Origin of the sequence: Tabrizicola piscis, assembly GCF_003940805.1 — a bacterium.
Taxonomy (GTDB): Bacteria; Pseudomonadota; Alphaproteobacteria; order Rhodobacterales; family Rhodobacteraceae; genus Tabrizicola; species Tabrizicola piscis.
Genome location: NZ_CP034328.1, coordinates 2,224,220 through 2,249,035, shown reverse-complemented (window position 1 = coordinate 2,249,035; position 24,816 = coordinate 2,224,220). Strand labels below are relative to the sequence as shown.

Annotated in this window: 22 protein-coding genes and 2 pseudogenes; 14 read left to right on the top strand and 10 right to left on the bottom strand. The window is 64.8% G+C overall.

Annotated elements, in window-relative coordinates:
* Window positions 1-20: 20 nt before the first annotated feature.
* The 3 genes and pseudogenes from EI545_RS10965 (at window position 21) to EI545_RS10955 (ending at window position 4,235) form a co-directional block, all read left to right on the top strand.
* Window positions 21-860 (top strand): 5-deoxy-glucuronate isomerase, encoded by an 840-nt coding sequence (locus EI545_RS10965; protein ID WP_125325515.1) that lies wholly within the window; start codon window positions 21-23, stop codon window positions 858-860.
* A pseudogene (locus EI545_RS10960) lies at window positions 857-1,713 on the top strand (class II fructose-bisphosphate aldolase). Before EI545_RS10965 ends, EI545_RS10960 begins: the two are co-directional and overlap by 4 nt.
* 194 nt (window positions 1,714-1,907) lie before the next feature.
* Window positions 1,908-4,235, top strand: coding sequence for a DEAD/DEAH box helicase (locus EI545_RS10955; RefSeq protein WP_125325514.1), 2,328 nt, complete (start codon window positions 1,908-1,910; stop codon window positions 4,233-4,235).
* An 83-nt stretch (window positions 4,236-4,318) separates the two neighbouring features.
* Here the strand turns inward: EI545_RS10955 and EI545_RS10950 are convergent, their stop codons facing one another.
* From EI545_RS10950 to EI545_RS10940, 3 genes are all read right to left on the bottom strand, one after another.
* Window positions 4,319-5,095, bottom strand: coding sequence for a 3'(2'),5'-bisphosphate nucleotidase CysQ (locus tag EI545_RS10950; RefSeq protein ID WP_125325513.1), 777 nt, complete (start codon window positions 5,093-5,095; stop codon window positions 4,319-4,321).
* Window positions 5,082-6,425, bottom strand: coding sequence for a TldD/PmbA family protein (locus EI545_RS10945; protein WP_125325512.1), 1,344 nt, complete (start codon window positions 6,423-6,425; stop codon window positions 5,082-5,084). The genes EI545_RS10950 and EI545_RS10945 overlap by 14 nt, the downstream gene beginning before the upstream one ends.
* 99 nt (window positions 6,426-6,524) lie before the next feature.
* Complete coding sequence (locus tag EI545_RS10940; protein ID WP_164517270.1) at window positions 6,525-8,033, bottom strand: DUF2125 domain-containing protein; 1,509 nt, start codon at window positions 8,031-8,033, stop codon at window positions 6,525-6,527.
* Window positions 8,034-8,145: 112 nt separating this feature from the next.
* Between EI545_RS10940 and EI545_RS10935 the strand changes: the two genes are divergently transcribed.
* The 3 genes and pseudogenes from EI545_RS10935 to EI545_RS10925 all read left to right on the top strand — a co-directional run bounded on the left by EI545_RS10935 (window position 8,146) and on the right by EI545_RS10925 (window position 10,879).
* Window positions 8,146-8,772, top strand: a complete 627-nt coding sequence (locus tag EI545_RS10935) for an enoyl-CoA hydratase/isomerase family protein (protein ID WP_425471648.1) — start codon at window positions 8,146-8,148, stop codon at window positions 8,770-8,772.
* Window positions 8,769-9,716 (top strand): agmatinase, encoded by a 948-nt coding sequence (speB, locus tag EI545_RS10930; protein WP_125325509.1) that lies wholly within the window; start codon window positions 8,769-8,771, stop codon window positions 9,714-9,716. Before EI545_RS10935 ends, speB begins: the two co-directional genes overlap by 4 nt.
* A gap of 3 nt (window positions 9,717-9,719) precedes the next feature.
* Window positions 9,720-10,879, top strand: a pseudogene (locus EI545_RS10925) (TIGR03862 family flavoprotein).
* Window positions 10,880-10,968: 89 nt separating this feature from the next.
* Here the strand turns inward: EI545_RS10925 and EI545_RS10920 are convergent.
* The 4 genes from EI545_RS10920 to EI545_RS10905 all read right to left on the bottom strand — a co-directional run bounded on the left by EI545_RS10920 (window position 10,969) and on the right by EI545_RS10905 (window position 13,556).
* Window positions 10,969-11,424 (bottom strand): hypothetical protein, encoded by a 456-nt coding sequence (locus EI545_RS10920; protein WP_125325508.1) that lies wholly within the window; start codon window positions 11,422-11,424, stop codon window positions 10,969-10,971.
* Entirely contained in the window at window positions 11,421-11,939 is a 519-nt protein-coding gene (locus EI545_RS10915) for a hypothetical protein (protein ID WP_125325507.1), read from the bottom strand. Before EI545_RS10915 ends, EI545_RS10920 begins: the two co-directional genes overlap by 4 nt.
* Window positions 11,936-13,009 (bottom strand): phenylalanine--tRNA ligase subunit alpha, encoded by a 1,074-nt coding sequence (gene pheS / locus EI545_RS10910; protein ID WP_164517381.1) that lies wholly within the window; start codon window positions 13,007-13,009, stop codon window positions 11,936-11,938. The genes EI545_RS10915 and pheS overlap by 4 nt, the downstream gene beginning before the upstream one ends.
* A gap of 121 nt (window positions 13,010-13,130) precedes the next feature.
* Window positions 13,131-13,556: a VOC family protein gene (locus EI545_RS10905; RefSeq protein WP_125325505.1), complete on the bottom strand. Its 426-nt coding sequence runs from the start codon at window positions 13,554-13,556 to the stop codon at window positions 13,131-13,133.
* A 63-nt stretch (window positions 13,557-13,619) separates the two neighbouring features.
* On the opposite strand from EI545_RS10905, the gene EI545_RS10900 reads away from it, so the two are divergent.
* The gene (locus EI545_RS10900) at window positions 13,620-14,186 is read left to right on the top strand and encodes a TetR/AcrR family transcriptional regulator (RefSeq protein WP_125325504.1); all 567 of its coding nucleotides are present in this window, start codon (window positions 13,620-13,622) and stop codon (window positions 14,184-14,186) included.
* Window positions 14,183-14,683, top strand: a complete 501-nt coding sequence (locus EI545_RS10895) for a DUF1643 domain-containing protein (RefSeq protein ID WP_125325503.1) — start codon at window positions 14,183-14,185, stop codon at window positions 14,681-14,683. Before EI545_RS10900 ends, EI545_RS10895 begins: the two co-directional genes overlap by 4 nt.
* A gap of 6 nt (window positions 14,684-14,689) precedes the next feature.
* Here EI545_RS10895 and EI545_RS10890 read toward each other — a convergent pair whose 3' ends face one another.
* Window positions 14,690-15,706 (bottom strand): calcium-binding protein, encoded by a 1,017-nt coding sequence (locus tag EI545_RS10890; protein ID WP_125325502.1) that lies wholly within the window; start codon window positions 15,704-15,706, stop codon window positions 14,690-14,692.
* 300 nt (window positions 15,707-16,006) lie between these two features.
* Between EI545_RS10890 and rpsO the strand changes: the two genes are divergently transcribed.
* The 6 genes from rpsO (at window position 16,007) to mutS (ending at window position 23,035) form a co-directional block, all read left to right on the top strand.
* Complete coding sequence (gene rpsO / locus EI545_RS10885) at window positions 16,007-16,276, top strand: 30S ribosomal protein S15 (protein WP_125325501.1); 270 nt, start codon at window positions 16,007-16,009, stop codon at window positions 16,274-16,276.
* A gap of 136 nt (window positions 16,277-16,412) precedes the next feature.
* The gene (gene hslV / locus EI545_RS10880; protein WP_125325500.1) at window positions 16,413-16,970 is read left to right on the top strand and encodes an ATP-dependent protease subunit HslV; all 558 of its coding nucleotides are present in this window, start codon (window positions 16,413-16,415) and stop codon (window positions 16,968-16,970) included.
* A complete protein-coding gene (locus tag EI545_RS10875) occupies window positions 16,967-18,049 on the top strand; it encodes a hypothetical protein (protein ID WP_125325499.1) in 1,083 nt (360 codons plus the stop codon). Before hslV ends, EI545_RS10875 begins: the two co-directional genes overlap by 4 nt.
* Window positions 18,046-19,341, top strand: coding sequence for an ATP-dependent protease ATPase subunit HslU (hslU, locus tag EI545_RS10870; protein WP_125325498.1), 1,296 nt, complete (start codon window positions 18,046-18,048; stop codon window positions 19,339-19,341). Before EI545_RS10875 ends, hslU begins: the two co-directional genes overlap by 4 nt.
* A 3-nt stretch (window positions 19,342-19,344) precedes the next feature.
* Window positions 19,345-20,355 carry an aldo/keto reductase gene (locus EI545_RS10865; RefSeq protein ID WP_125325497.1) on the top strand — a complete coding sequence of 337 codons (1,011 nt, stop codon included), beginning with the start codon at window positions 19,345-19,347 and terminating at the stop codon, window positions 20,353-20,355.
* 49 nt (window positions 20,356-20,404) lie between these two features.
* Entirely contained in the window at window positions 20,405-23,035 is a 2,631-nt protein-coding gene (gene mutS / locus EI545_RS10860) for a DNA mismatch repair protein MutS (protein ID WP_125325496.1), read from the top strand.
* Window positions 23,036-23,120: 85 nt separating this feature from the next.
* Here the strand turns inward: mutS and EI545_RS10855 are convergent, their stop codons facing one another.
* Complete coding sequence (locus EI545_RS10855) at window positions 23,121-23,600, bottom strand: nucleotide exchange factor GrpE (RefSeq protein ID WP_245990369.1); 480 nt, start codon at window positions 23,598-23,600, stop codon at window positions 23,121-23,123.
* 72 nt (window positions 23,601-23,672) lie between these two features.
* Window positions 23,673-24,740: a heat-inducible transcriptional repressor HrcA gene (gene hrcA, locus EI545_RS10850; protein ID WP_125325494.1), complete on the bottom strand. Its 1,068-nt coding sequence runs from the start codon at window positions 24,738-24,740 to the stop codon at window positions 23,673-23,675.
* Window positions 24,741-24,816: the final 76 nt, after the last annotated feature.

The window sequence follows — 24,816 nt, the reverse complement described above, 5'->3', positions numbered from 1 at the left end:
TGCCGCATAGAGAGATCCCCATGCATATCGCCTCGCACGACAACCACAACCGCGCCATCGTCGACATGGACAATGCGCTTGTGCCGCTGGTCTACTTCAACATCGTCACCCTCGCGGCGGGCCAAACCTTCGACTACCGCACCCCCGGCTATGAAACCTGCGTCGTCCCCGCCACCGGGACGGTGACGGTGGAAACGGCGGGCGAGACCTTCGCGCAGATCGGCAACCGGGGCGTTGATGTCTGGGATGGCGAGCCTGAGGGCGTCTATGTCCCGCAAGACTCTGGCGCGCGGATCACGGCCCTGACCGACACGGAAATCTTCATCGCCGGGGCGAAGTTCCACGAAACCCTGCGCCCCTTCGCCGTGCGGGCCGCCGATATCGACAAGGTGCAATACGGGTCGGACGACACGAAAACCCACCGCAAGATCAAGCATATCCTGGGTGCCGCCTACCATGACCGCGTCGGCCGCCTGCTGGTGAGCGAGCTTTTCACCGTCGGCGCAGGTGGCTGGTCGGGGTTCCCCAGCCACAAGCACGACACCGACCGCCTGCCGGATGAGACGCGTCATGACGAGTGCTACAACTTCCGTTTCAAGCCCGACTATGGCTCGGGCCTGCAGATGCTGCAGCGGCTGGATAATGAACCGGGCGACGCCTATCACATCATGAACCGGTCCACCGTTCTGATCGACAAGGGCTATCACCCCTGCTGCGTCCTGCCGGGGTATGAGATGTATTATTTCACCATCCTTGGCGGCCAAAGCCAGCGCAGCCTGAAGCAGTACTTCCAGCCCACCCATGCCGCGCAACTGCACACCATCCCCGGCATCATGGATATGGTGGCCAAGTTCAAATGACCCTCGTCACCCTGCGCGATGTGCTGCAACCGGCCTTGAAGGGCGGCTATGCCGTGCCGGGGCTGGTCTGTCTGGGCTGGGAAGACATGCGCGCCTATGTCGCCGCCGCCGAGGCCGAGCGCGCGCCGATCATCCTTCAGGCCGGGCCGGGGTGCAGGGAGCACACTCCGCTGCCAATCCTTGGCCAGATGTTCCGCCATCTGGCCGAAGGCGCCAGCGTGCCGGTCGTGGCCCATCTTGACCACGGCACTTCGCTGGACGATTGCCGCATGGCGCTGGACGCAGGCTTCACGTCGCTGATGTTCGACGGATCAAAGCTGCCCCTGCAGCAGAACATCGACCAAACTGCCGCCATCGCGGAACTGGCGCATTCGGCCGGGGCATCCTGCGAGGGTGAGATCGGCTTTGTCGGTTATGCCGGGGGGCCGCCTCGGCCGGGACCGACCCCATGGAGGCCGCCCGCTTCGCGCGCGAGACGGGCGTGGATGCCATGGCGATCTCTATCGGCAACCTGCACTTGCAGCAGGGACCCGGCGCGGGGCTGGACCTTGACCGCCTGCGCGCGATCGAGGCGCTGACCACCGTTGCGCTGGTGATCCATGGGGGTTCCGGCGTTCCCGCAGAACAGCGCCGCACTCTGGCTGCAACATCCCGAATCGCCAAATTCAACATCGGCACCGAATTGCGCATGGCCTTCGGCACCGCCCTGCGCAAGGCCATCGCCGCCGACCCTGATCGCTTTGACCGGATTGCCATCCTCAAGGAAACCGAAGGCCCGATCTGCGAAGCGACAAGGGCCGTCATCCAAAACCTCGGCGCCACCGGGCGGGCCGGCACGGAAACCCAAAGCTGACGACGGTCAGCTCTGGGTCAACCACCCACGTCAGCGGATTTTCACTGCCCTGCCCTATACAGCGCCGGTCCTTTCAGATAGTGGCACCGCACGGCCAAGATTCCAGGTCGCGGACGAGGGGGTCCGCGCCAAAGGTGCATAGGCCGTTTGGCTTATCGGGTGCAAACAACGCACCCCCCTTTGGAAAGACATCCATGACGATGACAAACGTGGCCGCGCCATTGGCGCAGGCTTTGGCAGGCAAGGGCTATGAAGTCCTGACCGCCGTGCAGGCAGCTGTGCTGGCCGAAGGCGTCGCCGGGCGCGACATGCTGGTTTCGGCGCAGACCGGATCGGGCAAGACCGTGGCCTTTGGTCTGGCGATTGCGCCGGAAATTCTGGCCGGGCAGGACCGGCTGTTGTACGCCGATCAGCCCTTGGCGCTGATCATCGCCCCGACCCGGGAACTTGCCCTACAGGTCGCTCGCGAACTGGAGTGGCTCTACGCTGGCGCCGGGGCAAAGATCGCCACCTGCGTGGGCGGCATGGACTACCGCACCGAAAAGCGCGCGCTTGAACGTGGGGCGCATATCGTCGTCGGCACGCCCGGCCGCTTGCGCGACCACATCGAACGCCGCAGCCTTGACCTTTCCGGCCTGCGCGCCGCCGTTCTGGACGAAGCCGATGAGATGCTGGACCTTGGCTTTGCCGAGGATCTGGAATTCATCCTTGCCGCCGCCCCGGAAGACCGCCGCACACTGATGTTCTCGGCCACAGTGCCGAAAGAGATCGAAAAGCTGGCCGGAACCTTCCAGAAGGACGCGCTGCGCATTCAGGCGCAGGGTGAGGCGCGGCAGCACGTCGACATCGAATACCGCGCGATCAGCGTTGCCGTGCGCGACCGGGAACACGCGATCTTCAACATCCTGCGCTTCTACGAATCGCAAACCGCAATCGTGTTCTGCAAGACGCGGGTGAACGTGAACCACCTGATGGCCCGCATGGGCAACCGCGGCTTTCAGGTCGTGGCCCTGTCGGGTGAGCTTTCCCAGCAGGAACGCACCCACGCGCTGCAGGCGCTTCGCGATGGCCGGGCGCGCGTGTGTATTGCCACCGATGTGGCTGCACGCGGCATCGACCTGCCGGGCCTGGAACTGGTGATCCATGCCGACCTGCCCTCGAATTCGGAAATCCTGCTGCACCGGTCGGGACGGACCGGTCGGGCCGGGAAAAAGGGGGTCTCGGCGCTTATCGTGACCCCGGCGGAATTCAAGAAGGCCCAGCGCCTGCTGCAAGGCGCAAAGGTCACCGCGGAATGGGGTTCAGCCCCCGGCGCGGATGAGGTTCAGGCCAAGGATGACATGCGCATTCTGGAACACCCAACCCTGTCTGCCCCCATCGGCGACGAGGCGGGGATTGCAGGCGCCCTTCTGGAACAGGTCGGCCCCGAAGCCATCGCCGCCGCTTTCGTTCGGCTGTGGCGCGAAGGCCGCTCGGCCCCCGAGGTTCTGTCGACCGACGGCCCGACCCCGCCGCCCTCAGCCCCGCGTGAACGGGGCGAGTTCGGGCCTTCGGTCTGGTTCCGTCTGTCCGTAGGCCGCGCTGGCCGGGCCGAGGCGCGCTGGCTGCTGCCGAAGATCTGTGACGCCGGCGGCATCGGCAAGGACGGCATCGGTGCGATCCGCGTGCGTGAGGATGAAACCTTCGTCCAGATCGCAGCCCCGCTCGCCGACAAGTTCGGTGCTTCGGTGGAACTTGACCGTGACCTCCTGATGCAACGCATCGAGGGGGAACCTGACCTTGATCGCCCCCGCGCGCCCTCGGCCAAGTTCGAACGGCCCGAACGCAGCGAACCGCGCCGGGAAAAGCCCGCCTACACTCCGAAACCGCCGCGCGTGGTTGAGGATGACGACGCACCCGTGCGCGCGGAACCGGCGAAAAAGCCCTATGTGAAACGGGAAGACAGCCCCCGCCCGGCGGCGGCTGCGAAACCGGCCTATGCCAAACCCGCCTATTCAAAACCAGACTGGCAGGACAAGCCGAAGCCCTACGCCAAGCGCGAAGATAGCCCGCGCCCGGCCCGCGCGCCCTATGATCCGGACCGCGCCGCGCGTCCGGCCAGCGGCGATGACGCCGCCAAGAAACCCCGCTGGTCGCCCGACCAGAAATCCGCGCCCCGTTCGGCCGGCTACAAAAGCCAGGGCGGACCTGCCGGGAAACCGGCGCGTGCGGAAGGCTACAAAAGCCATGCCGCCACTGGCACCGGCTACAAGCCCAAGGCCGAAGGCTACAAGCCCCGCGAAGACAGCTTCAAACCGCGCGATGACAGCGACCGCCCGGCCCGCAAGCCCTACGCCCCGAAAGGCGACGACGCGCGCCCTTTCGTAAAGCGTGAAGGCCCACCGAAGGCAGGGGGGTTCAAAAGCCACGCTGCCGGCGGCAAGAAGCCCTTTGACAAAGCCGCCCCTCGGCCCGCAAAGCCGAAGGCGGATGCCAAGGACACCTCCAAGCGCTTCGTGCCGCCAAAAGGGCCAAAACGCTAAGGAAACCACAACCCCGCCCCGGACTTGATCCGGGGCCTCGGGGTGCAGGACGAGGCCCCGGATCAAGTCCGGGGCGCGTCGGATCAGCCCCGCAGCCTGCGCAGGGCCTCGGCATGTAGCGCCGGTGGCAGGGCCAGAACGCCCTTCGCCTGCGCGCCCGGGGTGTTGAACTGCAGGGCAGCGCCAGTCTGGTCGGTCACTACCGCCCCGGCACGTTCCGCAATCAGCCCCCCGGCGGCGATGTCCCATTCCCATGCATCGCGCAGGGTCAGCATCCCGTCATGCCGCCCTTCCGCAGCCAGACACAGCCGATAGGCAAGCGAGGCGCGGAAGCTTCGATTGATCTCTGGCACCCCGCCCGGCCATTTCTCGGGCGTCATGTTCACCTTCGTCGTCAGGATATCCGCGCCCTCCAGCCGGTCCCTGCGGCTGACGGCAATCGGCTGGCCGTCCTTCAGCGGCGGGGCTGACGCCGATGCGGTATAGATCTTGTCCAGCGCCGGCAGGAACACGACCCCCGCCGTCACCCGGCCGCGATGGGCTACGGCAAGGGAATGGGCAAAGGTCTCTTCCCCGGCGACAAAGGCACGGGTGCCGTCGATCGGGTCGATGATAAAGACGGTATCCCTGGACAGGCGGTCAGCATTGTCCGGCGTTTCCTCGGACAGCCAGCCATAATCCGGTCGGGCGGCCAGAAGCATCTGCTTCAGCATGTCATTGACCGCAAGGTCCGCCTCGGTCACCGGGCCATGCTCGCCCCCCTTGTCCCAAACCTTCGGCTCCCGCCGCCAGAAGCGCATGGCGATACGCCCCGCCTCACGCGCGGCGTCCGTCAGAAGGGCAAGGTCACGCTCCGGCAAGGGTCATCCCGTCGATCAGGATGGACGGCACACGGGTCGACAGATGGGCGCGGGCGTCGTTGCCCGGGATGATCCGCAACAGCATGTCGCGCAGGTTACCGGCAATGGTACATTCGTGGACCGGGTGTGTGATCACCCCGTTCTCCACCCAGAACCCCGAGGCCCCGCGCGAATAGTCCCCGGTGGTCGGGTTGATCGTCGATCCGATCATCGACGTGACCAGAAGCCCCGTCCCCATCTGCGCGATCAGGTCCGCGCGGCTGTGCAATCCAGGCGTCAGATCAATCCCCGACGTCGACGGCGACGGTGGCGCTGACGTCCCCCGTGACGCGCTGGCGGTGGACGGCATCCCCAGCTTGCGCCCGGTCGCAAGGTCCAGCACCCAGCCGGTGAGCACACCGTCGGACACAATCTCGCGCCGACGGGTCGCCAGCCCCTCGCCGTCAAACGGGCGTGAGGATGGGATTCGCGGGCGGTGCGGGTCTTCGATCAGCGACAGGCCCATGGGCAGGACCTGCTTGCCCAAAAGGTCACGCGCCCAGCTTGACCCGCGCGCAATCGAACTGCCGTTGATCGCTGACAACAGATGCCCGATCAGCGAGGCCGCGACCCGTTCATCATAGACCACCGGATAAGTCCCGGTCTTGGGTTTGACGGACCCGACCCGCTGCATCGTGCGTTCGGCCGCAAGCTGGCCAATCCCTTCGGCCCCCGGCATGTCCGCGGCATAGGTGCGGGATTCCCCGGCATAGTCGCGCTGCATCTCGGTGCCCGATCCGGTGAAAGCCACCCCGGACAGCGAGGTTGTCGTGCGGCCATACCCCCCCGAAAACCCGTTTGTCGCGGCAAGGTGAAGCTGACGGCGGCTGTAACCCGCCGCGGCTTCGATCTGGGTGATGCCCTTCGTCTCCAGCGCCGCAGCCTCAACCGCGCGGGCGGCGGCTTCAAGCGCTGCAGCCCCGGGCTCGTCCGCGGGGTCGGCCAGATCCAGCGCCGCAAGGTCCCAGCCTTGCGCAAGCTGGCTGGGGTCGGCCAGCCCGGCATGCGGGTCTTCCGGTGCCTCGCGCGCCATGGCGACGGCGCGTTCCGCCAATGCGGTGATCGTCGCGGCCGAGGTGTCGGAGGCTGAAACGCAAGCCTGCCGCCGCCCCATCAGCACGCGCAGGCCAATCTCAACCCCTTCAGACCGTTCCGCCTGCTCCAAGGCCCCCTTGCGGATCTCGATGGACATCGAGGTGCCGTCCACAGCCATCGCATCGGCACTTTCGGCCCCGGCCTTGCGGGCAGCCTCAAGCAAGGCGGCGGTCAGATCGGAAAGGCTGGCGGTCATGCTGTCGTCCCCTCGGCTTCACGGCTGAGGTAGCCCTGCCCACCGGTCAGTGCAAGGGCGGGGCTGGATCACCCCGCCACATTGCCCGGCAAAACCGGGCTATTGCAGCTGCTGACCGTTGGCAAAAAGCCCGCCATCCTTGAACTCGATCACCGAGGTCAGCTCATCCGGGCCGGGGCCGGGGCGGGCGAACACGCCCAGCATCATCCGCGCGCCCATCGCCTGATCGTCCGGCAGAATCCCCATCGCGATCAGGTTGTCGATCAACGCATTCACGCCCTTGATCGACACGTTGATGCTGCCCGTCGGTGCCGGAACGCCTTGAAACGACACCAGATCGGTGTTGTCAAACGTCAGGGCACCCGTCGCCCCGACCTCGGCCCCCGCTCCCTTGACCAGCACCTGTGAAAGGTCCAGCGACGTCAGCTCACCCGGAGGTTCGACGCCCTCCATCTGCACGGCGGGGTCCATGATGTCCTGCTTCCAGAACCCGGTACCCTTCACATCGACAATGAACGTCGCCGGCTCACGCGACAGCATGGCGCCGGGATCGACCAGACCCCAGACATCTTCTGACACCGTGAAATCGACCAGCTTGGTCACAAGCGCAAAGTCCTGCGGCGTTTCGGATTTCGACACCGGCATCAGAATGCTGAACGCGGTTTCCGCAAAGCCCACCACGACCTCCGGGAACGGAATCTCGGGCCCCGAGGCGGTGAAGTTCCCCCCGGCGAATGACGTGCCGTAGTTCACCTTGTCCTTGTCGATCGCAAGATTGAAACCACCGCCGGTCAGGTTGCCGGCAATCTTCACCGGGCCGCTGGCTTCGGTGATATCGGCATTCAGCGTCATCGCCCCGAAGCCGAAAGTGCTTTCCGTCGTGAAGCCCGAATTCAGCGCTACCGCCATGTTCGCCATCACTTCAGCGCCAAGGAAGTTGCCTTTCGTCGTGCCGGTAAGATCGGACAGCGCGACAGCCACTGTCCCCTCGCCCTCACCCGCAGCGCCTTTGCCAGCCACATTCAGCGCCATCGACTTGGCGGAAAAGCTGCTGTCCAGCGCGGTCTTGTCACCTTCCGTCAACACCACATAGGTGGCGGCCATTTCGGTCAGCACCAGATCAGCCTCGGTCTCCCGGGGCTGGCCATCCTTGCCGATCACTTCGTCCAGCTTGACGGATACGGTTGGCGAAACAAGGCTGTAGCTGGTTTCCGTGGCACTTCCCCCGGCGGTGATCTCGGTCCCCGGCTGCGACACCGTCAGCTTCAGCGAACTTGGGCCCTCACCGTCATCCGGGAAAGCCAGCGTCATCGGGTAGCTGTCGGCCATAGTCACGCCGACGGTTCCATCGCCATTGTCCTTGAAGCTCAGCCGGTCAAGTGCCGCCGAAAAGCTGCCGCCCATGTCATCATCAAAGGTCACGACCAGACCCGAAACCTCCAGCGTGTCGCCAGTCCGGGTGGCACTGTCAAAGGTCAGGTCCTGCCCGGCCGAGGTGGCCATCGTCTGCCAGCTCTGCCAAACCTCCTCGGGCGTGACATCGGCCCAGGCGGCCGGAGCGCCGAGAACAAGCGCAAGTGCGGTGGTGCAAGACAGGATCCGGGTCATGGGGCTATGCCTTTCGGGTTGAATATGCTGCGGCATCCTTTCTATCACCTTGGCGGGCGTCAAGGAAATCCGCAGGCCTTTCAGGTCTGGAATTCACATTGTCGGGGGCATGATGATCAAGGCAGAAGTTATGGGCAGTTGCTGCATCCTGCGGCTTGCGCGCAGCGAAAAGGCAAATGCGCTGACCGGGGCAATGCTGCAGGACTTGCGCGCCGCCATCGTCAGCGCAGGTGACTCGGGGGCCAAGGCCCTGATCCTGACCGGCGAAGGTCGCGTCTTTTCCGCCGGGGCGGACCTTGACGAAATGGCCAACGGTCTGGGAACCAGCCCGGCATGGGAGGCCCTGTCCGGGTCCATCGCCACCTTCCCCGGCCTCACCATCGCCGCGTTGAACGGCACACTTGCGGGCGGGGCCACCGGAATGGCACTGGCCTGCGATATCCGCATCGCGGTCCCCACGGCGCAGTTCTTCTACCCGGTCATGCGGCTTGGCTATCTGCCGCAACCGTCCGACCCGGCGCGCCTGACGGAGATTGTCGGGCCGGGCCGGGCGCGGATGATCCTTCTCGCTGGTCAAAGGATCGGCGCTGATGAGGCACTGGCTTGGGGTCTGATCGACCGCATCACCCCGCCCGAGGCGCTGATGGATACCGCAATGGCCCTTGCGGCGGACGCGCTGGCGGCGGATCAAACACATGTCGCGGCCTTGGCGCGGCTGGCACGAGGGGATCAGGCATGACCAACAGCTATGAAAGCGGGCGGCTGAACCTGCCCTTTGTCGGGATTTCAACCTTCGGCAAGAACCCCTATCAGCCCGACTGGTCAAAGATCGACGCTGACTTCGCAGTGCTGGGCGCGCCGTTCGATTTTGGCACCCAATGGCGGGCCGGGGCGCGGTTCGGGCCAAGGGGCATCCGCGAAGCTTCGACCCTGTTTTCCTTCGGCCATGCCGGGGCCTATGACCACGAAGACGATGTGACCTATCTGGAAGGCGTCCGCATCCTTGATATTGGCGATGCCGACATCGTCCATACCGATACCGAAACCAGTCACGCCAATATAGAAACCGGCGTCCGTGCCATTCTGGCTGCGGGCGCGGTGCCGGTTGTCCTTGGTGGCGATCATTCGATCAACATCCCCTGCATCCGCGCGTTTGAGGGTCGTCCGATTCACATCGTCCAGATCGACGCGCATCTGGATTTCGTCGATGTCCGCCACGGGGTGCGCCATGGCCACGGCAACCCGATGCGGCGCGCGGCGGAACAATCCCACGTCACCGGCCTTAGCCAGCTCGGGATCCGCAACGTCAGCTCCACCTCCAAGGAAGGCTATGACGCCGCCCGCGCGATGGGGTCAGACATCCTGTCGGTCCGACAAATGCGCAAGCTGGGGGTCGAGGCAGTGCTGGCCCGCATCCCGGCAGGGGTGGACTACTACCTGACGCTGGACATTGACGGCTTCGACCCCTCGATCGCCCCCGGCACAGGCACCCCGTCGCACGGCGGTTTCTTGTACTATGAAGTGCTGGAACTGATCGACGGGCTGACCAAGCAGGGCCGGATCGTGGGGATCGACCTTGTCGAGGTCGCGCCCGACTATGACCACACCGGCACGACCACGATCCTTGCGGCCCAGATCCTTCTCAACACCATCGGGCGCATTGCCCATAACGCGAAGCGCTAGGCCATGGCCCTGCGTCCCGCGGCGCTGGTCATCGGCGCCGGGCCTGCGGGCCTCATGGCGGCGGAAGAGCTCGCGCGCGCCGGACTGCCGGTAGTCGTGTGTGAGGCAAAGCCGTCGATCGGGCGCAAGTTCCTGATGGCGGGGAAATCCGGGCTGAACGTCACCAAGGATGAGCCCGTCCCGGCCTTCATCGCGCACTACGACGGGCCTGCGCTGCGTCCGATGCTGGAGGCGTTTGGCCCTGCCGAGGTTCAGGATTGGTGCCGTGCCTTGGGGCAAGAGGTGTTCACCGGGTCCTCTGGCCGGGTGTTTCCGGTGGCGATGAAAGCCTCCCCCCTCCTCCGCGCCTGGGCGGAAAGGCTGGCGGCGGCGGGGGTGGAGTTTCGCACCCGCTGGCGCTGGGCGGGGTTTGAGGGGCCCGGCTTTCGCTTCGACACCCCGGAAGGCCCGCAGGTGCTGACGCCCGGCGTCACCGTGCTGGCGCTTGGCGGAGCCAGTTGGCAGCGGCTGGGGTCTGACGCGGCATGGGTGCCCTGGCTGCGGGAGAAAGGGGTTGGCATCGCACCTTGGAAGCCCGCGAACATGGGGTTTGGCGTTGACTGGTCCCCGAAGATGGCCCCGCTTTTCGGCCAGCCGGTCAAGGGCGCGGCCCTGATCGCTGGGGACCGGCGTGAACGGGGGAGTTTGTGATCTCCTCCCGCGGGGTGGAGGGTGGGGGCATATACGCCGTCAGCCGCGACCTGCGGGACGGGGCGGCGCTGGCGCTGGACCTGTTGCCCGACCTGACCGAGGCCGAGATTGCCCGGCGTCTGGCGGGCATGAAGCCCGGTGAGACCGCCGCGAACCGGCTGCGGAAGCTGGGGCTGGGCAAGGTGCAGGTCGCGCTGGTGATGGAGTTTTCCCGGGGCGCGCCGTTTGACCACCTCAAGCGGCTGCCGATCCCGTTGACAGGCCCCCGCCCGCTGGACGAGGCGATTTCGGTGGCGGGTGGGGTGGAATGGGCCAGCGTGACCGAGGGGCTGGAGTTGAAGGCCCTGCCGGGGGTCTTTGTCTGCGGCGAGATGCTGGACTGGGAGGCGCCTACCGGGGGGTATCTGCTGACGGCCTGCTGGGCCACGGGGCGATGGGCCGGGCGGGCGGCAGTGTCCCTTGCAGGGACATGAGCTGCGCCCGTTTCTTTTCAGTGGGTTGGCGGTAGGCATTTACCGGGCGTTAAGACTTTGCGTCCGTTGAAACCTGGGCCAGACAGGCCTCAAGGCTGCGGATCGTGCAGGCTTTCAAGCCACGGCAGCGCCTCGGCCAGCAGGATGTCGATGGTGCGGTCCAGTTGGGCGGGTTTTTCCAGCACGTCGAGAAAGGCCAGCCGTCCCGGATCCTCACCCCCGCCGCCGCCGAAGCGAACAAGGGTCATGTCTTCGCCATCGTCCCAGTCGGGGTGGTCTGGCGGATCACCTTCCGGCGTGAGGAAGCGGAGGACAATCTGCACCTCCCAGCCATAACGGCTGCGTTGCAGATGGACGGCCGATTTGCCTGCCGGGGAAACGCGGGTCCAGGTGCTGCCTTTCAGGCCATAGCCTTGTGGCACAAGGGCTGCATCCAAGGCGGCGACGATGGCCTGATAGGCCGCCTCGCGCTGCTGCGGAAAGGCCGGGTCATGCGCGGCGGTATATTTGCGGGCGGCGAGGTCTTCGTCGAGCGGGTCCGTCAACTTCCACCTTTTGGCGCTGTTTCAGCTGGTTCGGTGCTTGCAGGTGTGTTTTGGCCTTCCAAAATCAGGCCGAACTTCAGAGTTCGAACTGGATCGTTGAGTTTCTCCAAACCGAGCCGTTCCCGGAAGCTGTCACGTAGCGCTGTAAGCAATGGCTCATAACTTATCCAATCCGCGTTCCTGGCGAATGCCTCTGAAACTGCCTTTGCGCTCTCCCGCGTTTTGAGATCGGCGTAGAGGTCCAGTGTGTTGAAAGCTCTTTCGAGCTTCAGCTTTCGATTGAACGCTTCCTCAGGAGCCATGCCTGGATGTTCAAGCGCTTCGCAGACTAGAAAGTAGGCCTCCTGATACTTGTTCGCCACAAATTCAGTGCGCCTTGCTTCGCGATCATCCTTCTTGCGGAACCAACGAGTGAGCCAAGCGCCAATTGCGCCTGCAAGAAGAGGCGAGACAAACAGCCATAATTGGGCTGCAGATACTCCAAGAATGATCGGTTCATCGTACCAAGGACTCACACGCTCAATCCCCCTGCCAGATCCGGCACGTCCAGCGCGGAGAACCCGTAGTGGCGCAGCCAGCGCAGGTCTGCCTCGAAGAAGGCGCGCAGGTCGGGGATGCCGTATTTCAGCATGGCGATCCGGTCGATGCCCATGCCGAAGGCGAAGCCCTGCCACTGCGTCGGGTCAACCCCTGCCGATTGCAGGACCTTGGGGTGAACCATGCCCGAGCCGAGGATTTCCATCCACTTGTCGCCTTCGCCAATCTTCAACTGGCCGCCGACGTTGGAATAGCGGATGTCCACCTCGGCCGAGGGTTCGGTGAAGGGGAAGTGGCTGGCGCGGAAGCGGAGTTCGACCTTGTCCACCTCGAAGAACGCGCGGCAGAATTCTTCCAGCGTCCATTTCAGGTTGGCCATGGAGATGTTGCGGTCAATCGCCAGACCTTCGACCTGATGGAACATCGGCGTGTGGGTCTGGTCCATGTCCATGCGGTAGACGCGGCCCGGCGCGATGACGCGGATCGGCGCGCCCTGATCCATCATCGCCCGGATCTGGACCGGGCTGGTATGGGTGCGCAGGACGTGCGGCGGGCGGTTGTCGCCGGGCGCGCGGTGCATGAAGAAAGTGTCATGTTCCTGCCTGGCGGGGTGTTCCGGCGGAATGTTGAGGGCGTCGAAGTTGTACCAGTCGGATTCCACCTGCGGGCCTTCGGCCACGGAAAACCCCATATCGGCGAAGATGGCGGTCAGTTCTTCCATGACCTGACTGACGGGGTGGATCGTCCCACGCGGGCGCGGGCGGCCCGGCAGGGTGACATCCAGCCATTCCGCCTTGAGCCGTTCATCCAGCGCCGCATCGCCCAGCGCGGTCTTGCGGGCGCGGAGGGCGGCGTCAATCTCATCCTTCAGGATGTTCAGGCTGGCACCGGCGGCCTTCCTTGCCTCAGGCTCCATCTTGCCCAAGGTGGCCATCAGCGCGCTTATTTCGCCCTTCTTGCCAAGGGCGGCAAGGCGCACCTCTTCGAGGCCGGATTCATCCGCTGCACCGGTGACGGCGGCAAGATATTTGGCCCTGAGCGTGTCGATCCCGTCCATCTGGCGTCTCCTGAAGGTCGGGGGTTGTGCTAGCGGGGAAGGGCCGGTGATGCAAGGGTTGGGGTCTTTCGCGCGGGCTGGATTTGCGTGTGAAGGGTGGGAGACCGCGGGGTTAGGTCGGCAAAGCCTGAGGCGCGTAGTTGGCTGCGTGTTCCTCTGTCGGCGGAATCGGGCGGATGATGTCGACAAGGACGCCATCCGGGGCGGCGACGATGAAGTGGCGCTGGCCGAAGTCTTCGTCCCGCAGGGGTTGAAGGATTGTGAGGCCTTGGGATTTGAGGCGGTCATGCTGGGTGTCGGGGTCTTCAACCTCGAAGTTCAGGATGACTCCACCCGTCCGGTTGCGGGCGCTTTCGGGGATGGTCGGGTGGTCTTGGGCAACAAGGGCAAGGTTGACGGCCTGGTCTTCGGTGGATTGAAGATGGGCGTACCAGTCGGCCATGAACAGCGGGCGGAAGCCGAAGTGCTGTGTGTAGAAGGCGGCGGCTATAGCGACGTCAGACGACAGCAGGACGGGGTAGTGCGAGGTGAAGCGCATGGGTCTTTCCTTCCGGGCAAGGTTTGATACACTGTGAATGTAAGTAACATACAGGATGTATGTATGCAAGAGCCTCGTCGAACGCAAAAGGACCGCAGTGAGGCGATGCGGGCCCTGTTGTTGCGGGTGGGAAGGGACCTTTTTGTGCGCAACGGCTTTGCCGCGACCGGTACGCCCGAGATTGTGGCCGAGGCGGGGGTGACGCGCGGGGCGCTGTACCACCACTTCGCCGACAAGGAGGATCTGTTCACCGCCGTCATCCGCGCCGAAGCCGAGGCGGTGGCAGCAGAGATCGAGGCGGTGGATTATTCGGGCCTGTCGGGGATCGAGGCGCTGGTCCGGGGGGGTGAGGCGTTTCTGGCGGCCATGGGTGAGCCGGGACGCGCGCGGCTGATGCTGGTTGAGGCGCCGGCCGTGCTGGACCCCGCCGTGCTGGCCGAGATTGATGCCGCGACGGGCGGGCGAACGCTTGAGGCTGGCCTTGCGGCGGCGGGTGTTGCGCCGGCTGGGCCGCTTTCCGCGCTGCTGTCGGCGGCCTATGACCGGGCGGCGCTGGCCATCGACCGGGGTGCTGCGGCGGAGGACTGGGTGCAGGCAGTGGAGCGGTTGGTGCGGGGGGTTGTCAGATGATCACAAGGGCCTTCACCAAGGGCGATGCGGTGTCCGAGGCGGTGTATTCGGATTGCGAACGCTACCGCTATCTGCTGACGCGGGTCTGGGCGCCGGGACCGAAGGCGTTGTTCGTGATGCTCAACCCGTCAACCGCGACCGAGGTGCAGAACGACCCGACCGTCGAGAGGTGCGAGCGGCGGGCGCGGGTGCTTGGGTTCGGGGCGTTTCGGGTGACGAACATCTTTGCCTTTCGGGCCACCGATCCAAAGGTGATGCGCGCGGCGGAGGATCCGGTCGGTCCGGGTAATGATGCGGCGATCCGGGACAGTCTGGACTGGGCGGATCAGGTCATCTGCGCCTGGGGCAATCATGGCGTGCTTGGCGCGCGCGGGGCAAAGGTTGAGGCGATGCTGCGCCAGTCCGGGCTGCCGTTGTTCCATCTGGGCCTGACGGGCCAGGGCCAGCCGCGCCACCCGCTTTATGTGGGTTACGACCAGCGGCCGCAGGTCTGGTAGCGCGGTTCAGGCGGCGGAGAGACGAATATCGTCCAGCCGAACCGTGCTGCCCTGAATCGTCGCCACGGGCGCGCCGTCCAGAAGGATGGTGCTTTGCCTGCCATCCTCACTGGTTTCCAGCGTGAGCGACGGGTCGGGATGCGCCGCAGGGTCGTATATGATGATCAGCTGGTCACGATCAGCGTCATAGTCCGAGATGTGGGCGATGCCCCCATCGGTCAGCCAGTTCTGCAGGATGAAATCATCATCCCCGTCACCGCCCGAGGCATGGTCGCCCGCCCCCATGACCAGCGTGTCATTGCCTGCGCCGCCGTTCAGAAAGTCTTCGTCGAAATCGTCAATGTCGCCCTCAAGGCCTGAGAGCCAGTCATTCCCGGCGCCGCCGTCGACGATGTCACTGCCTGCGCCACCGGCGAGGCGGTCGTCCCCGTAGCCGCCAGCCAGCCAATCATTGCCAGCGCCCGCGTCCAGCAGATCATCGCCTTCGCCGCCAAGCAGGCTGTCATCGCCTGCGCCGCCATACAGACTGTCGGTCCCGGTGTGCCCGGCGAGGGAGTCATTCCCGTCGCCGCCATGCAAAAGATCATCGCCGGCCTGACCTTCGATACTGTCGTTGCCAGACCCGCCGTCGACCGTGTCGGACCCATCGCCGCCCCAGACCCCGTCATTGCCGCTGTCGGCGTCGATCAGGTCATTGCCGGCCCGCCCGTCAATCAGGTCCTTCCCGGCCAAGCCGCTGATCTGGTCATTGCCATTGCCGCCGGACAATACCTCGTCCTCGGGTGAGCCGCACAGGGACAGGTCGGCAGGCTGGTCGTCGGGGAGATCGTCAGACAGGGCGATGGGGTCAAGCAGATCGCCGTTGTCGAGCAGGTCAGAACAGGTGTCGGCGCTGTCATCCAGCGAATCCTTGTCAGCGTCATCCGCATCGTCCGGGTCTTGCGACCGGGTCTGCGGCGACAAGGCGGCATCAGCCGCAACACCGGCCATCAGCACCCCGAAAAGACCAAACAGTGTCAGCACAGCGGCAACCCCTTGAACAACGACCACAGCCACGGCCGTTTACCAAACCCATCCGTTAACCTTTTGGTTTGAAACGGAATTGACCGACCCAATCTATCACAATCCGCGCGGCCCGGACCGTGAAACTGACAGAAAGGTTAATGCCCGATGCCCGCGTTGCCGCCCGGCCCGGCGCTTGATCCCCTTCCCTTTGCTGACGAATCCGCCTATACGCCCGCATCCGCGCTTTCGCGGACACTCCAAGGGCCTTGCTGGACGACATCCCGGCCTGTGCCATCACCCTTTGCCAAGGAGACCCCGATGTCGATCACGGTTGAAGAAAAAGCACGTCTTATCAAGGAATACGCGACCAAAGAGAACGACACCGGTTCGCCGGAAGTTCAGGTTGCGATCCTGTCGTCGCGCATCGCCACGCTGACCGAACACTTCAAGAGCCACAAGAAAGACAACCACTCGCGTCGTGGTCTTTTGATGATGGTCGCCCAGCGCCGCAAGCTTCTGGACTATCTGAAAAAGAATGATGAGCCGCGCTATACCGCGCTGATCACCCGTCTGGGCCTGCGCCGCTAAGCGCCAGCCACCGGAATTCAGGAAACGCCCGCGCCGCAAGGTGCGGGCGTTTTGCTTTGAACGCAACGGCAGGAGCCCCGGACTTGAGCAAGCGCCCTGCCCCGGCCATATAGAGACAGAAGAACGGAGGCCGCGCATGGCAGACGACAGATTTCCCGGGTGGCATGGCACCACGATCCTTGCCGTGCGGCGGGGCGGTGAAGTGGTGGTGGCGGGCGACGGGCAGGTTTCGCTGGGCCAGACCGTTATCAAGGGCAGCGCGCGCAAGGTGCGCAGGCTGTCGCCCGGTGGGCATGACGTGGTTTGCGGCTTTGCCGGGTCAACCGCCGACGCCTTCACCCTGCTGGAACGGCTGGAGAAAAAGCTTGAGGCGGCGCCGGGGCAATTGGCGCGCGCCTGTGTGGATCTGGCCAAGGACTGGCGGATGGACAAATACCTGCGGAACCTTGAGGCGATGCTGATCGTGACCGACGGGAAGGAGCTTTTCGTCATCACCGGCGCGGGCGACGTGCTGGAGCCGGAGCATGACATTGCCGCCATCGGATCCGGCGGGAACTTTGCGCTGGCGGCGGCCCGGGGGCTGATGGTCACTGACCTTTCCGCCGAGGAGATCGCCCGCCGCGCCATGGCGATAGCGGCGGATATCTGCGTTTACACCAATGGCAACCTGACCGTGGAGCGGATCAAAGCATGAGCTTTACCTTCGAAGACCTGCGTGCCGCCGTCGCCGCCGGTGTCCTGACCGAGGCGCAGGCCGCGTCAGTCACTGCACTGGCCAATGACCGCGCTGGAAAGCGGGCCGCCATGCCGGCAGAAGATGAACCGTTCGAGTTCTTCCGGGGCTTTTCCGAAATCTTCGTGTCGATCGGCTTGGTCATCCTGCTTTCCGGTATCGCCACGATGCTGGCCTGGTTCGGTGGCATTGCGTTGATGTCGGTGCTGCCCTTGATCTGCGCGGGTATCTGCTGGTGGTGGGCGGGGTATTTCACGCTGAAGCGGCGGATGAACCTGCCGTCGATGGTATTGGCCACGGCGTTTGGTGGCGGGATCTATCTGTCGGCGATCACTATTCTTGGGCAGGCGGGCCTATCGCTGCGCGTGGTGGTCGTGGTCTCCTTCGTGCTGGCGGCACTGGGCATGGGGCTGTGGTATCGCCGGTTCCGGCTGCCGTTTTCGGCGTTCATCCTGGGGCTCTTTGCCCTTGGGGCGATTTACACGCTGACCGCCTCGGTCGATTCGCTGGGCGGGTTTGTTGAAGGCAGCCGGGGTGGCATGGGTGGGTTCTTCGACCTGCGTGAAAGCCCGCAGTTCGCCACCGCCACATTGCTGTTCGGCGTTGCGGTCTTTCTGGTGGCGATGTGGTTCGACACCCGTGACCCGCACCGCCTTGGCCGCCATGCCGCCACCGCCTTCTGGCTGCACATGCTGGCCGCGCCCGCGCTGGTGAACACCGTGGCGCTGACGCTTTACAACTCGGGCGGGGCCGGCGGGATTGGCCTTCTGGTCGTGGCTTTGGTCATCATCACGCTTCTGGCGCTGGTGATCGACCGCCGGTCCTTCCTGACCGCCGCCATCGCCTACATCGCGCTGGTCATCGCCTGGGTGGTGGGGGACAGCGGCGACTTCGGGACCTGGACCTTCATCCTGATCGCCCTTGGCGGCCTGATCACGGCCATCGGCACCTGGTGGGTCCCCCTGCGCGCCGGGGTGATGCGCGTCCTGCCCGACTTTCCCGGCAAATCACGCCTGCCGCCCTATGGGAGCACCGAATGACCGACCTGACCCCGCGTGAGATCGTCTCGGAGCTTGACCGGTTCATCATCGGTCAGGCCGATGCCAAGCGCGCCGTTGCGGTGGCGTTGCGCAATCGCTGGCGCAGAAAGCGGCTGGGGGATGATCTGCGGGATGAGGTTTACCCCAAGAACATCCTGATGATCGGCCCGACCGGTGTGGGCAAGACCGAGATCAGCCGCCGTCTGGCCAAGCTGGCCCGCGCGCCGTTCCTGAAGGTCGAGGCGACCAAGTTCACCGAAGTTGGCTATGTCGGCCGCGATGTGGACAGCATCATCCGCGATCTGGTGGATGTGGCGATGAACGACACCCGCATCCAGATGCGCGAGGATGTGAAGGCCCGCGCCCATAAGGCCGCTGAGGATCGGGTGATCGAGGCGCTGGCCGGCAAGGACGCCCGCGAACAGACGCGGGAGATGTTCCGTGGCAAGCTCAAGCGCGGTGAACTGGACGACACGATGATCGAGATTGATGTCGCCGAGGCCCCCGCCATGCCGCTGGGCATGGGGATGCCGGGGATGGAACAGCAGATGCAGGGGCTGCAGGACCTTTTCAAGGCCTTTGGCGGGCGGACGAGCCGCAAGCGGATGACCGTCCTGCAAAGCCATGACATCCTGATCGGGCAAGAGGCCGACAAACTGCTGGACGATGAGGCGGTGAAGGCCGCCGCGTTGGAGGCGGTGCAGGAAAACGGGATCGTCTTTCTGGACGAGATCGACAAGATCTGCGCCCGGGCTGATGCGCGGGGGGCTGACGTTTCCCGCGAGGGCGTACAGCGCGACCTGCTGCCCTTGATCGAAGGCACCACGGTGTCCACCAAGCATGGACCGGTCAAGACCGACCATATCCTGTTCATCGCCAGTGGCGCTTTCCACATTGCCAAGCCGTCGGACCTGTTGCCCGAACTGCAGGGCCGCCTGCCGATCCGCGTCGAGCTCCAGCCGCTGACCGAGGGGGACTTTGTCCGCATCCTGACCGACACCGACAATGCCCTGACCCGGCAATACGCCGCCCTGATGGGGACCGAGAAGGTGACTGTCACCTTCACCGATGATGGCATCGCCGCTCTTGCCAGGATCGCGGCCGAGGTGAACCGCACCATCGAAAACATCGGCGCGCGTCGGCTTTACACGGTGATGGAGCGGGTGTTCGAGGAGCTGTCGTTCAACGCCCCCGACCGCTCAGGCGCTGAGGTGACCGTCGATTCAGCCTTTGTAGAGACGAATCTTGGGGCTTTGTCGCGGTCAGCCGACCTGTCGCGCTATGTGCTGTAGCCCATGACCGCAATCGCCCCACCTGCCCCGCGCTTTCCGCAAGGTTGGCCGCGGTTCGGGATGGGAACGGCGTCCTTGGGCAATATCTTCGCGACCTATTCCGAAACGGTCGCTGCCGAGACCTTCGCCGCCGCATGGCAGGCGGGGGTACGTTACTTTGACACCGCGCCCTGGTATGGCCACGGCCTTGCCGAGCATCGGCTGGGCAGCGCGATGCGGGACTGGCCGCGGGATCAAACGTTCATTTCCACCAAGGTCGGCCGGGTCTATGAGCCCGCCCCACGCGGTCAGGATGCGCGGGTGCAGTGGCAAAACGGGCTGAACTTTGCGGTCCGCTATGACTATTCCGCCGAAGGTTTTGCCGCCTCTGTCGCGCAAAGCCGGTTGCGGCTGGGGCAGCCGGTGGTTGATACGCTGGTCATCCATGATCTGGACAAGGACTATCACGGCACGGCGTTTGACGGGCATATGCAGGCGCTTACCGCGTCGGGCCTTGCCTACCTGCACCGCCTGAAAGCTGAAGGCGAGATTTCCGCCGTCGGCATGGGGATGAACACGCTGTCCGACTTTGCGGCGATTGCGCCGTGGATCGACGTGGATTTCTTCCTTGTCGCCATGCCCTATACGCTTGTCGATCAGGCCGCGCTGCACGGGCCGATGGCGGATTGCCTGCGGCGGGGGATCAAGGTGGTCATCGGCGCGCCCTTCGCCTCGGGCCTGCTGGCCGACCCTTCGGCCTCCGGGGTGATGTATGCCTATGCCCCTGCCAGCGCGGAGATGATCGCCAAAGCCCTTGCGATTGAGGCCGTTTGCGCGCGCCATGACGTGCCGCTTGCCGCCGCCGCCTTGCAGTTTCCGCTGCTGCATCCTGCTGTGGTGTCAGTGATCCCCGGCGCGGTTTCGGCCGCGCAGGTCCGTCAGAATGCCAGCAATGTGGCGCGGCAGATCCCGGCGGATCTTTGGGCCGACCTCAAGATACAGGGGTTGATTGACCCGCTGGCCCCTACCGGTTGAAAGGCTGCGGGCAGGCGGTGTAAGGTCACTGCATTGCCGGGGGAAAACCGTGACCGATGACGCCGTGACGCCGATGATGGCGCAATATCTGGAGATCAAGGCGCAGAACCCCGGCGCCCTGCTGTTCTACCGGATGGGCGATTTCTACGAGATGTTCTTTGACGACGCCGTGGCCGCCGCCGCCGCGCTGGACATCGCGCTGACGAAACGCGGGTTTCATCTGGGCGAGCCGATTGCCATGTGTGGCGTGCCAGTCCATTCGGCCGAGGGCTATCTTCTGTCGCTGATCCGCAAGGGCTTTCGCGTGGCCATCGCCGAACAGCTGGAGGACCCGGCCGAGGCGAAGAAGCGCGGGTCCAAATCCGTGGTCAAACGGGACGTCGTGCGGCTGGTCACGCCCGGCACGCTGACCGAAGATTCCCTGCTGGAGGCCCGCCGCCACAACTTTCTTGCCGCCTATGCCGAGGTGCGCGATGCCGGGGCGGTGGCCTGGGCCGACATTTCGACCGGTGAATTCCGGGTGATGCCGTCAAGCCTTGTGCGGCTTGGCCCCGACCTTGCCCGCATCGCCCCGCGCGAGTTGTTGCTGAGCGAGGCGCGGGAGCGTGAAATAGTCTCTAACATTGCGGAAAACGGGGTTTCCGTGACGCCGCTGTCCCGTGGCAGCTTTGATTCCACCAACGCGGAAAAGCGCCTGTGCGAGATGTTTGGCGTAGCCTCATTGGATGCTTTCGGGACCTTTGACCGGGCCGAAGTTTCGGCCATGGGCGCGCTGATCGACTATCTGCACCTGACCCAGCGCGGGCGGATGCCCCTCCTCCGCCCCCCGGTGCGCGAGGCTTTGGGCGGTGCGATGCAGATCGACGCCGCCACCCGCCGAAACCTGGAACTGACGCGGGCGCTTTCCGGCGGACGGGACGGGTCGCTGCTGGCCGCGATTGACCGGACCGTCACGGCTGGCGGGGCGCGGCTGCTGGAGCGTCGGCTATCGTCGCCCGCGCTGGACCTTGGGGTGATCCGCGAACGGCAGGCGGCGCTGGGCTATCTGCTGGAGGCGCCGTCCCTGCGCGACCACCTGCGCGAGGCACTGCGGCGGGTGCCCGACATTGACCGCGCGCTGTCCCGTCTGGCGCTTGATCGCGACGGCCCCCGCGACATGACCGCCATCCGCGCCGGGCTGGAGCAGGCCGAGCGGATCGCCGCGCTTCTGGCCGAGGCCCCGCCCTTGCTGGCACAGGCGGCGGGGGCGCTGGTTGGCCATGGCGTTTTGGTGGATTTGCTGACGCAAGCGCTGGTGGCCGAACCGCCGCTGCTGATGCGCGACGGCGGCTTTATCGCGCCGGGATATGACGGGGATCTGGACGACACCCGCGCCCTGCGGGACGAGGGGCGTGGCGTCATCGGCCGGATGCAGGCCGAATATGCCGAATTGGCAGGAATTCCCGGCCTGAAGATCAAGCACAACAACGTTCTGGGATACTTCATCGAAGTCACGACCACGCATGAAGACCGGATGCGGGCCAAGCCCGAAGTCTTCATCCACCGCCAGACGACCGCAGGCCAAGTGCGCTTTACCACGCTTGCGCTCAGCGATCTGGAGACGCGGATCCTGAACGCCGGCAACCACGCGCTTGAGATTGAAAAGCGTCACTATGCAGGCCTGAAAGCCCAGATTCTCGCCACCTCGGCCCCCATCGCCCAAGCCGCCCGCGCGCTGGCCGAGATCGACCTTGCCGCCGCCTTCGCCGACCTGTCGGCGGATGAGGGCTGGTGCGAACCACAGATCGACGACAGCCGCGCGTTCCAGATCATCGGCGGTCGGCACCCGGTGGTGGAACGCGCGCTGCGCCTGCAGGGCGGCACCCCCTTCGTGGCCAACGACTGTGATCTGACCGAAGCAACTACCCCGGCGATCTGGCTGCTGACCGGGCCGAACATGGCGGGGAAATCCACCTTCCTGCGTCAGAACGCGCTTATCGCCCTACTGGCACAGGCGGGCAGCCATGTGCCGGCCACCAGCGCCCGGATCGGTCTGGTCAGCCAGCTGTTCAGCAGGGTCGGCGCGTCCGACGATCTGGCGCGGGGCCGGTCGACCTTCATGGTGGAAATGGTGGAGACCGCGGCCATCCTGAACCAGGCTGACGACCGCGCGCTGGTCATCCTGGATGAGATCGGCCGCGGAACCGCCACTTACGACGGCCTCTCCATCGCCTGGGCCACGCTGGAACATCTGCATGAGACCAACCGCTGCCGCGCCCTCTTCGCCACGCATTACCATGAGATGACAGCACTGGCTGGCAAGCTGACGGGGGTGGAGAACGCCACCGTCACGGTCAAGGAATGGGAAGGCGACGTGATCTTCCTGCACGAAGTCCGCAAGGGTGCGGCTGACCGTTCTTACGGCGTTCAGGTGGCCCGGCTGGCCGGCCTGCCGCCATCGGTCATCGACCGCGCCAAGGTGGTGCTTGAGGCGCTGGAGAAGGGCGACCGCGAAGGCGGGTCACAGAAGGCTCTGATCGACGACCTGCCTCTGTTCCGCGCCGCGCCCCCACAAGCACCCCGCCCTGTGAAACAGGACTCCGCCGTCGAAGCCCGCTTGCGCGACATTCACCCCGATGACCTTACCCCGATCGAGGCGCTGCGTCTGGTTTACGAACTCAAGCAAGCCACGAAAACTTAACTAAAATTTCGCTTTCTCTTCCCCAAATATCCTCGGGTGAGGTCCGGAGAGGGCAGACAGCCCTCTCCGGGGGTATTGCAGCAGATCAGCCTGGGGTCGAGGATACGCCCACCTGTGCAGGGCGCAAAAGCCGGTCGTGCAACAGGAAGCCCTCGGTCATCACCTGGATGATCTGTCCGGCCTTGGTGCCCGGCATTGGCGCTTCGAACATCGCCTGATGCAGCTGTGGGTCGAACATGTCGCCGATAGCTGGCGAGATCATGGTAATCCCGTGCCGCGTCATCACGTTGGTCAGCTCACGCAGCGTCAGCTCTACGCCCTCGATCAGCGCGGCTGACGTAGCGCGGCTTTCCTCGGGGATCGCTTGCAAAGCACGGCTCAGGTTGTCATGCACCGGCAACAGGTCGCGCGCCAAGCGCGTGCCGCCGTACATTTCGGCTTCCTTGCGGTCACGCTCTGCCCGCTTGCGCGAGTTTTCAGCCTCGGCCAGCACGCGCATGAACTTGTCGCGCATCTCATCGCGTTCGGCCCTCAGTGCCTCCATCTCGTCGATGGTGGCGTCCATTTCAAAGTCTTCCAGCTTCACGTCCGTTGAAGCTGCTTCATCTTGCGACATCGTCATGTCCTCGTCTGTCTATCAGCCCTTGCCCCGGTCCGAGACAAGGCGGCCCACCAGCTGGGCGGTGTAGTCCACGATCGGGACGATCCGGCCATAGTTCAGCCGGGTCGGACCGATGACGCCCACCGCGCCGATGATTTTCCGATCAGCGTTCATATAGGGAGAAACCACCAGACTTGAACCGGAAAGTGAGAAAAGCTTGTTCTCGGACCCGATAAAAATGCGCACGCCCTCGCCTGCTTCGGTCAGGTGGAGGAACTCGGCGATGTCGCGTTTGCGTTCAAGATCATCGAAGAGCACGCGAATCCGTTCGATTTCCGACTGATCCGCCGCCCCGTCGATCAGGTTCGCGCGTCCGCGCACGATCAGGCGTTCCGACGCCTCGCCCGCGTTTTCCCAAAGGGCAAGGCCGCCTTCGACCAACTCCCGCGCCAGCGAATCAATTTCCTGCCGCCGGGTGGCGATTTCGGCCACGATCCGGTGGCGCAGTTCCGAAAGCGTCCGCCCTTCCGCCAAAGCGTTCAGGAAATTCGCCGCTTCCCGCATGGACGATGGCGTTTGCCCCGGTGGCGGCGTGAAGATGCGGTTTTCCACCTGCCCGTCGGCAAAGACCAAGACCACCAGCGCCCGGTCTGCCGCGAGGCTGACAAATTCGATATGCCGGATCGCCGCCTCACGCTTGGGCGACAGAACTACGCTGGCCCCGCGGGTGATCAGCGACAGGGCCGCCCCCACTTCATCCAGCAGGGTTGCGACGTCATGGTCATTCGTGCCCAGCGTCGCGTCGATCTTTTCCTGATCCTCGGGCGCAACCGTGCCCACCTCCAGCAGACTGTCGACGAACATCCGCAGGCCGGCCTGCGTGGGTATCCGCCCGGCCGAGATATGGGGGCTGTCGAGCAGACCCAGATATTCCAGATCCTGCATCACATTGCGCACTGTTGCGGCGGACACCTTCTCGGACAGGCTGCGCGTCAGAGTGCGGGACCCGACCGGCTCACCCGAGGTCAGGTAGCCTTCCACCACCCGGCGAAACACTTCGCGGGTGCGGTCGTTCATGTCGCCAAGGTTGGGTTGCTGGGTCATGGGGTGGGGTTGGGGCCTGATGCTGGGATCAATCGGGGTTGCATCCGACGTCTGTGGTTGCGTAAGTGGCCGCAGT

Excerpts from the sequence above, each read along its gene's own strand:
- EI545_RS10875 (WP_125325499.1), top strand. The coding sequence starts at position 16,967 with ATGAGCTTTACCTTCGAAGACCTGCGTGCCGCCGTCGCCGCCGGTGTC.
- EI545_RS10865 (WP_125325497.1), top strand. The coding sequence starts at position 19,345 with ATGACCGCAATCGCCCCACCTGCCCCGCGCTTTCCGCAAGGTTGGCCG.
- speB (WP_125325509.1), top strand. The coding sequence starts at position 8,769 with ATGACCAACAGCTATGAAAGCGGGCGGCTGAACCTGCCCTTTGTCGGG.
- EI545_RS10965 (WP_125325515.1), top strand. The coding sequence starts at position 21 with ATGCATATCGCCTCGCACGACAACCACAACCGCGCCATCGTCGACATG.
- EI545_RS10905 (WP_125325505.1), bottom strand. The coding sequence starts at position 13,556 with ATGCGCTTCACCTCGCACTACCCCGTCCTGCTGTCGTCTGACGTCGCT.
- EI545_RS10895 (WP_125325503.1), top strand. The coding sequence starts at position 14,183 with ATGATCACAAGGGCCTTCACCAAGGGCGATGCGGTGTCCGAGGCGGTG.
- EI545_RS10900 (WP_125325504.1), top strand. The coding sequence starts at position 13,620 with ATGCAAGAGCCTCGTCGAACGCAAAAGGACCGCAGTGAGGCGATGCGG.
- hslU (WP_125325498.1), top strand. The coding sequence starts at position 18,046 with ATGACCGACCTGACCCCGCGTGAGATCGTCTCGGAGCTTGACCGGTTC.
- rpsO (WP_125325501.1), top strand. The coding sequence starts at position 16,007 with ATGTCGATCACGGTTGAAGAAAAAGCACGTCTTATCAAGGAATACGCG.
- hslV (WP_125325500.1), top strand. The coding sequence starts at position 16,413 with ATGGCAGACGACAGATTTCCCGGGTGGCATGGCACCACGATCCTTGCC.
- EI545_RS10935 (WP_425471648.1), top strand. The coding sequence starts at position 8,146 with ATGATCAAGGCAGAAGTTATGGGCAGTTGCTGCATCCTGCGGCTTGCG.
- EI545_RS10945 (WP_125325512.1), bottom strand. The coding sequence starts at position 6,425 with ATGACCGCCAGCCTTTCCGATCTGACCGCCGCCTTGCTTGAGGCTGCC.
- hrcA (WP_125325494.1), bottom strand. The coding sequence starts at position 24,740 with ATGACCCAGCAACCCAACCTTGGCGACATGAACGACCGCACCCGCGAA.
- EI545_RS10940 (WP_164517270.1), bottom strand. The coding sequence starts at position 8,033 with ATGACCCGGATCCTGTCTTGCACCACCGCACTTGCGCTTGTTCTCGGC.
- EI545_RS10955 (WP_125325514.1), top strand. The coding sequence starts at position 1,908 with ATGACGATGACAAACGTGGCCGCGCCATTGGCGCAGGCTTTGGCAGGC.
- EI545_RS10855 (WP_245990369.1), bottom strand. The coding sequence starts at position 23,600 with ATGGACGCCACCATCGACGAGATGGAGGCACTGAGGGCCGAACGCGAT.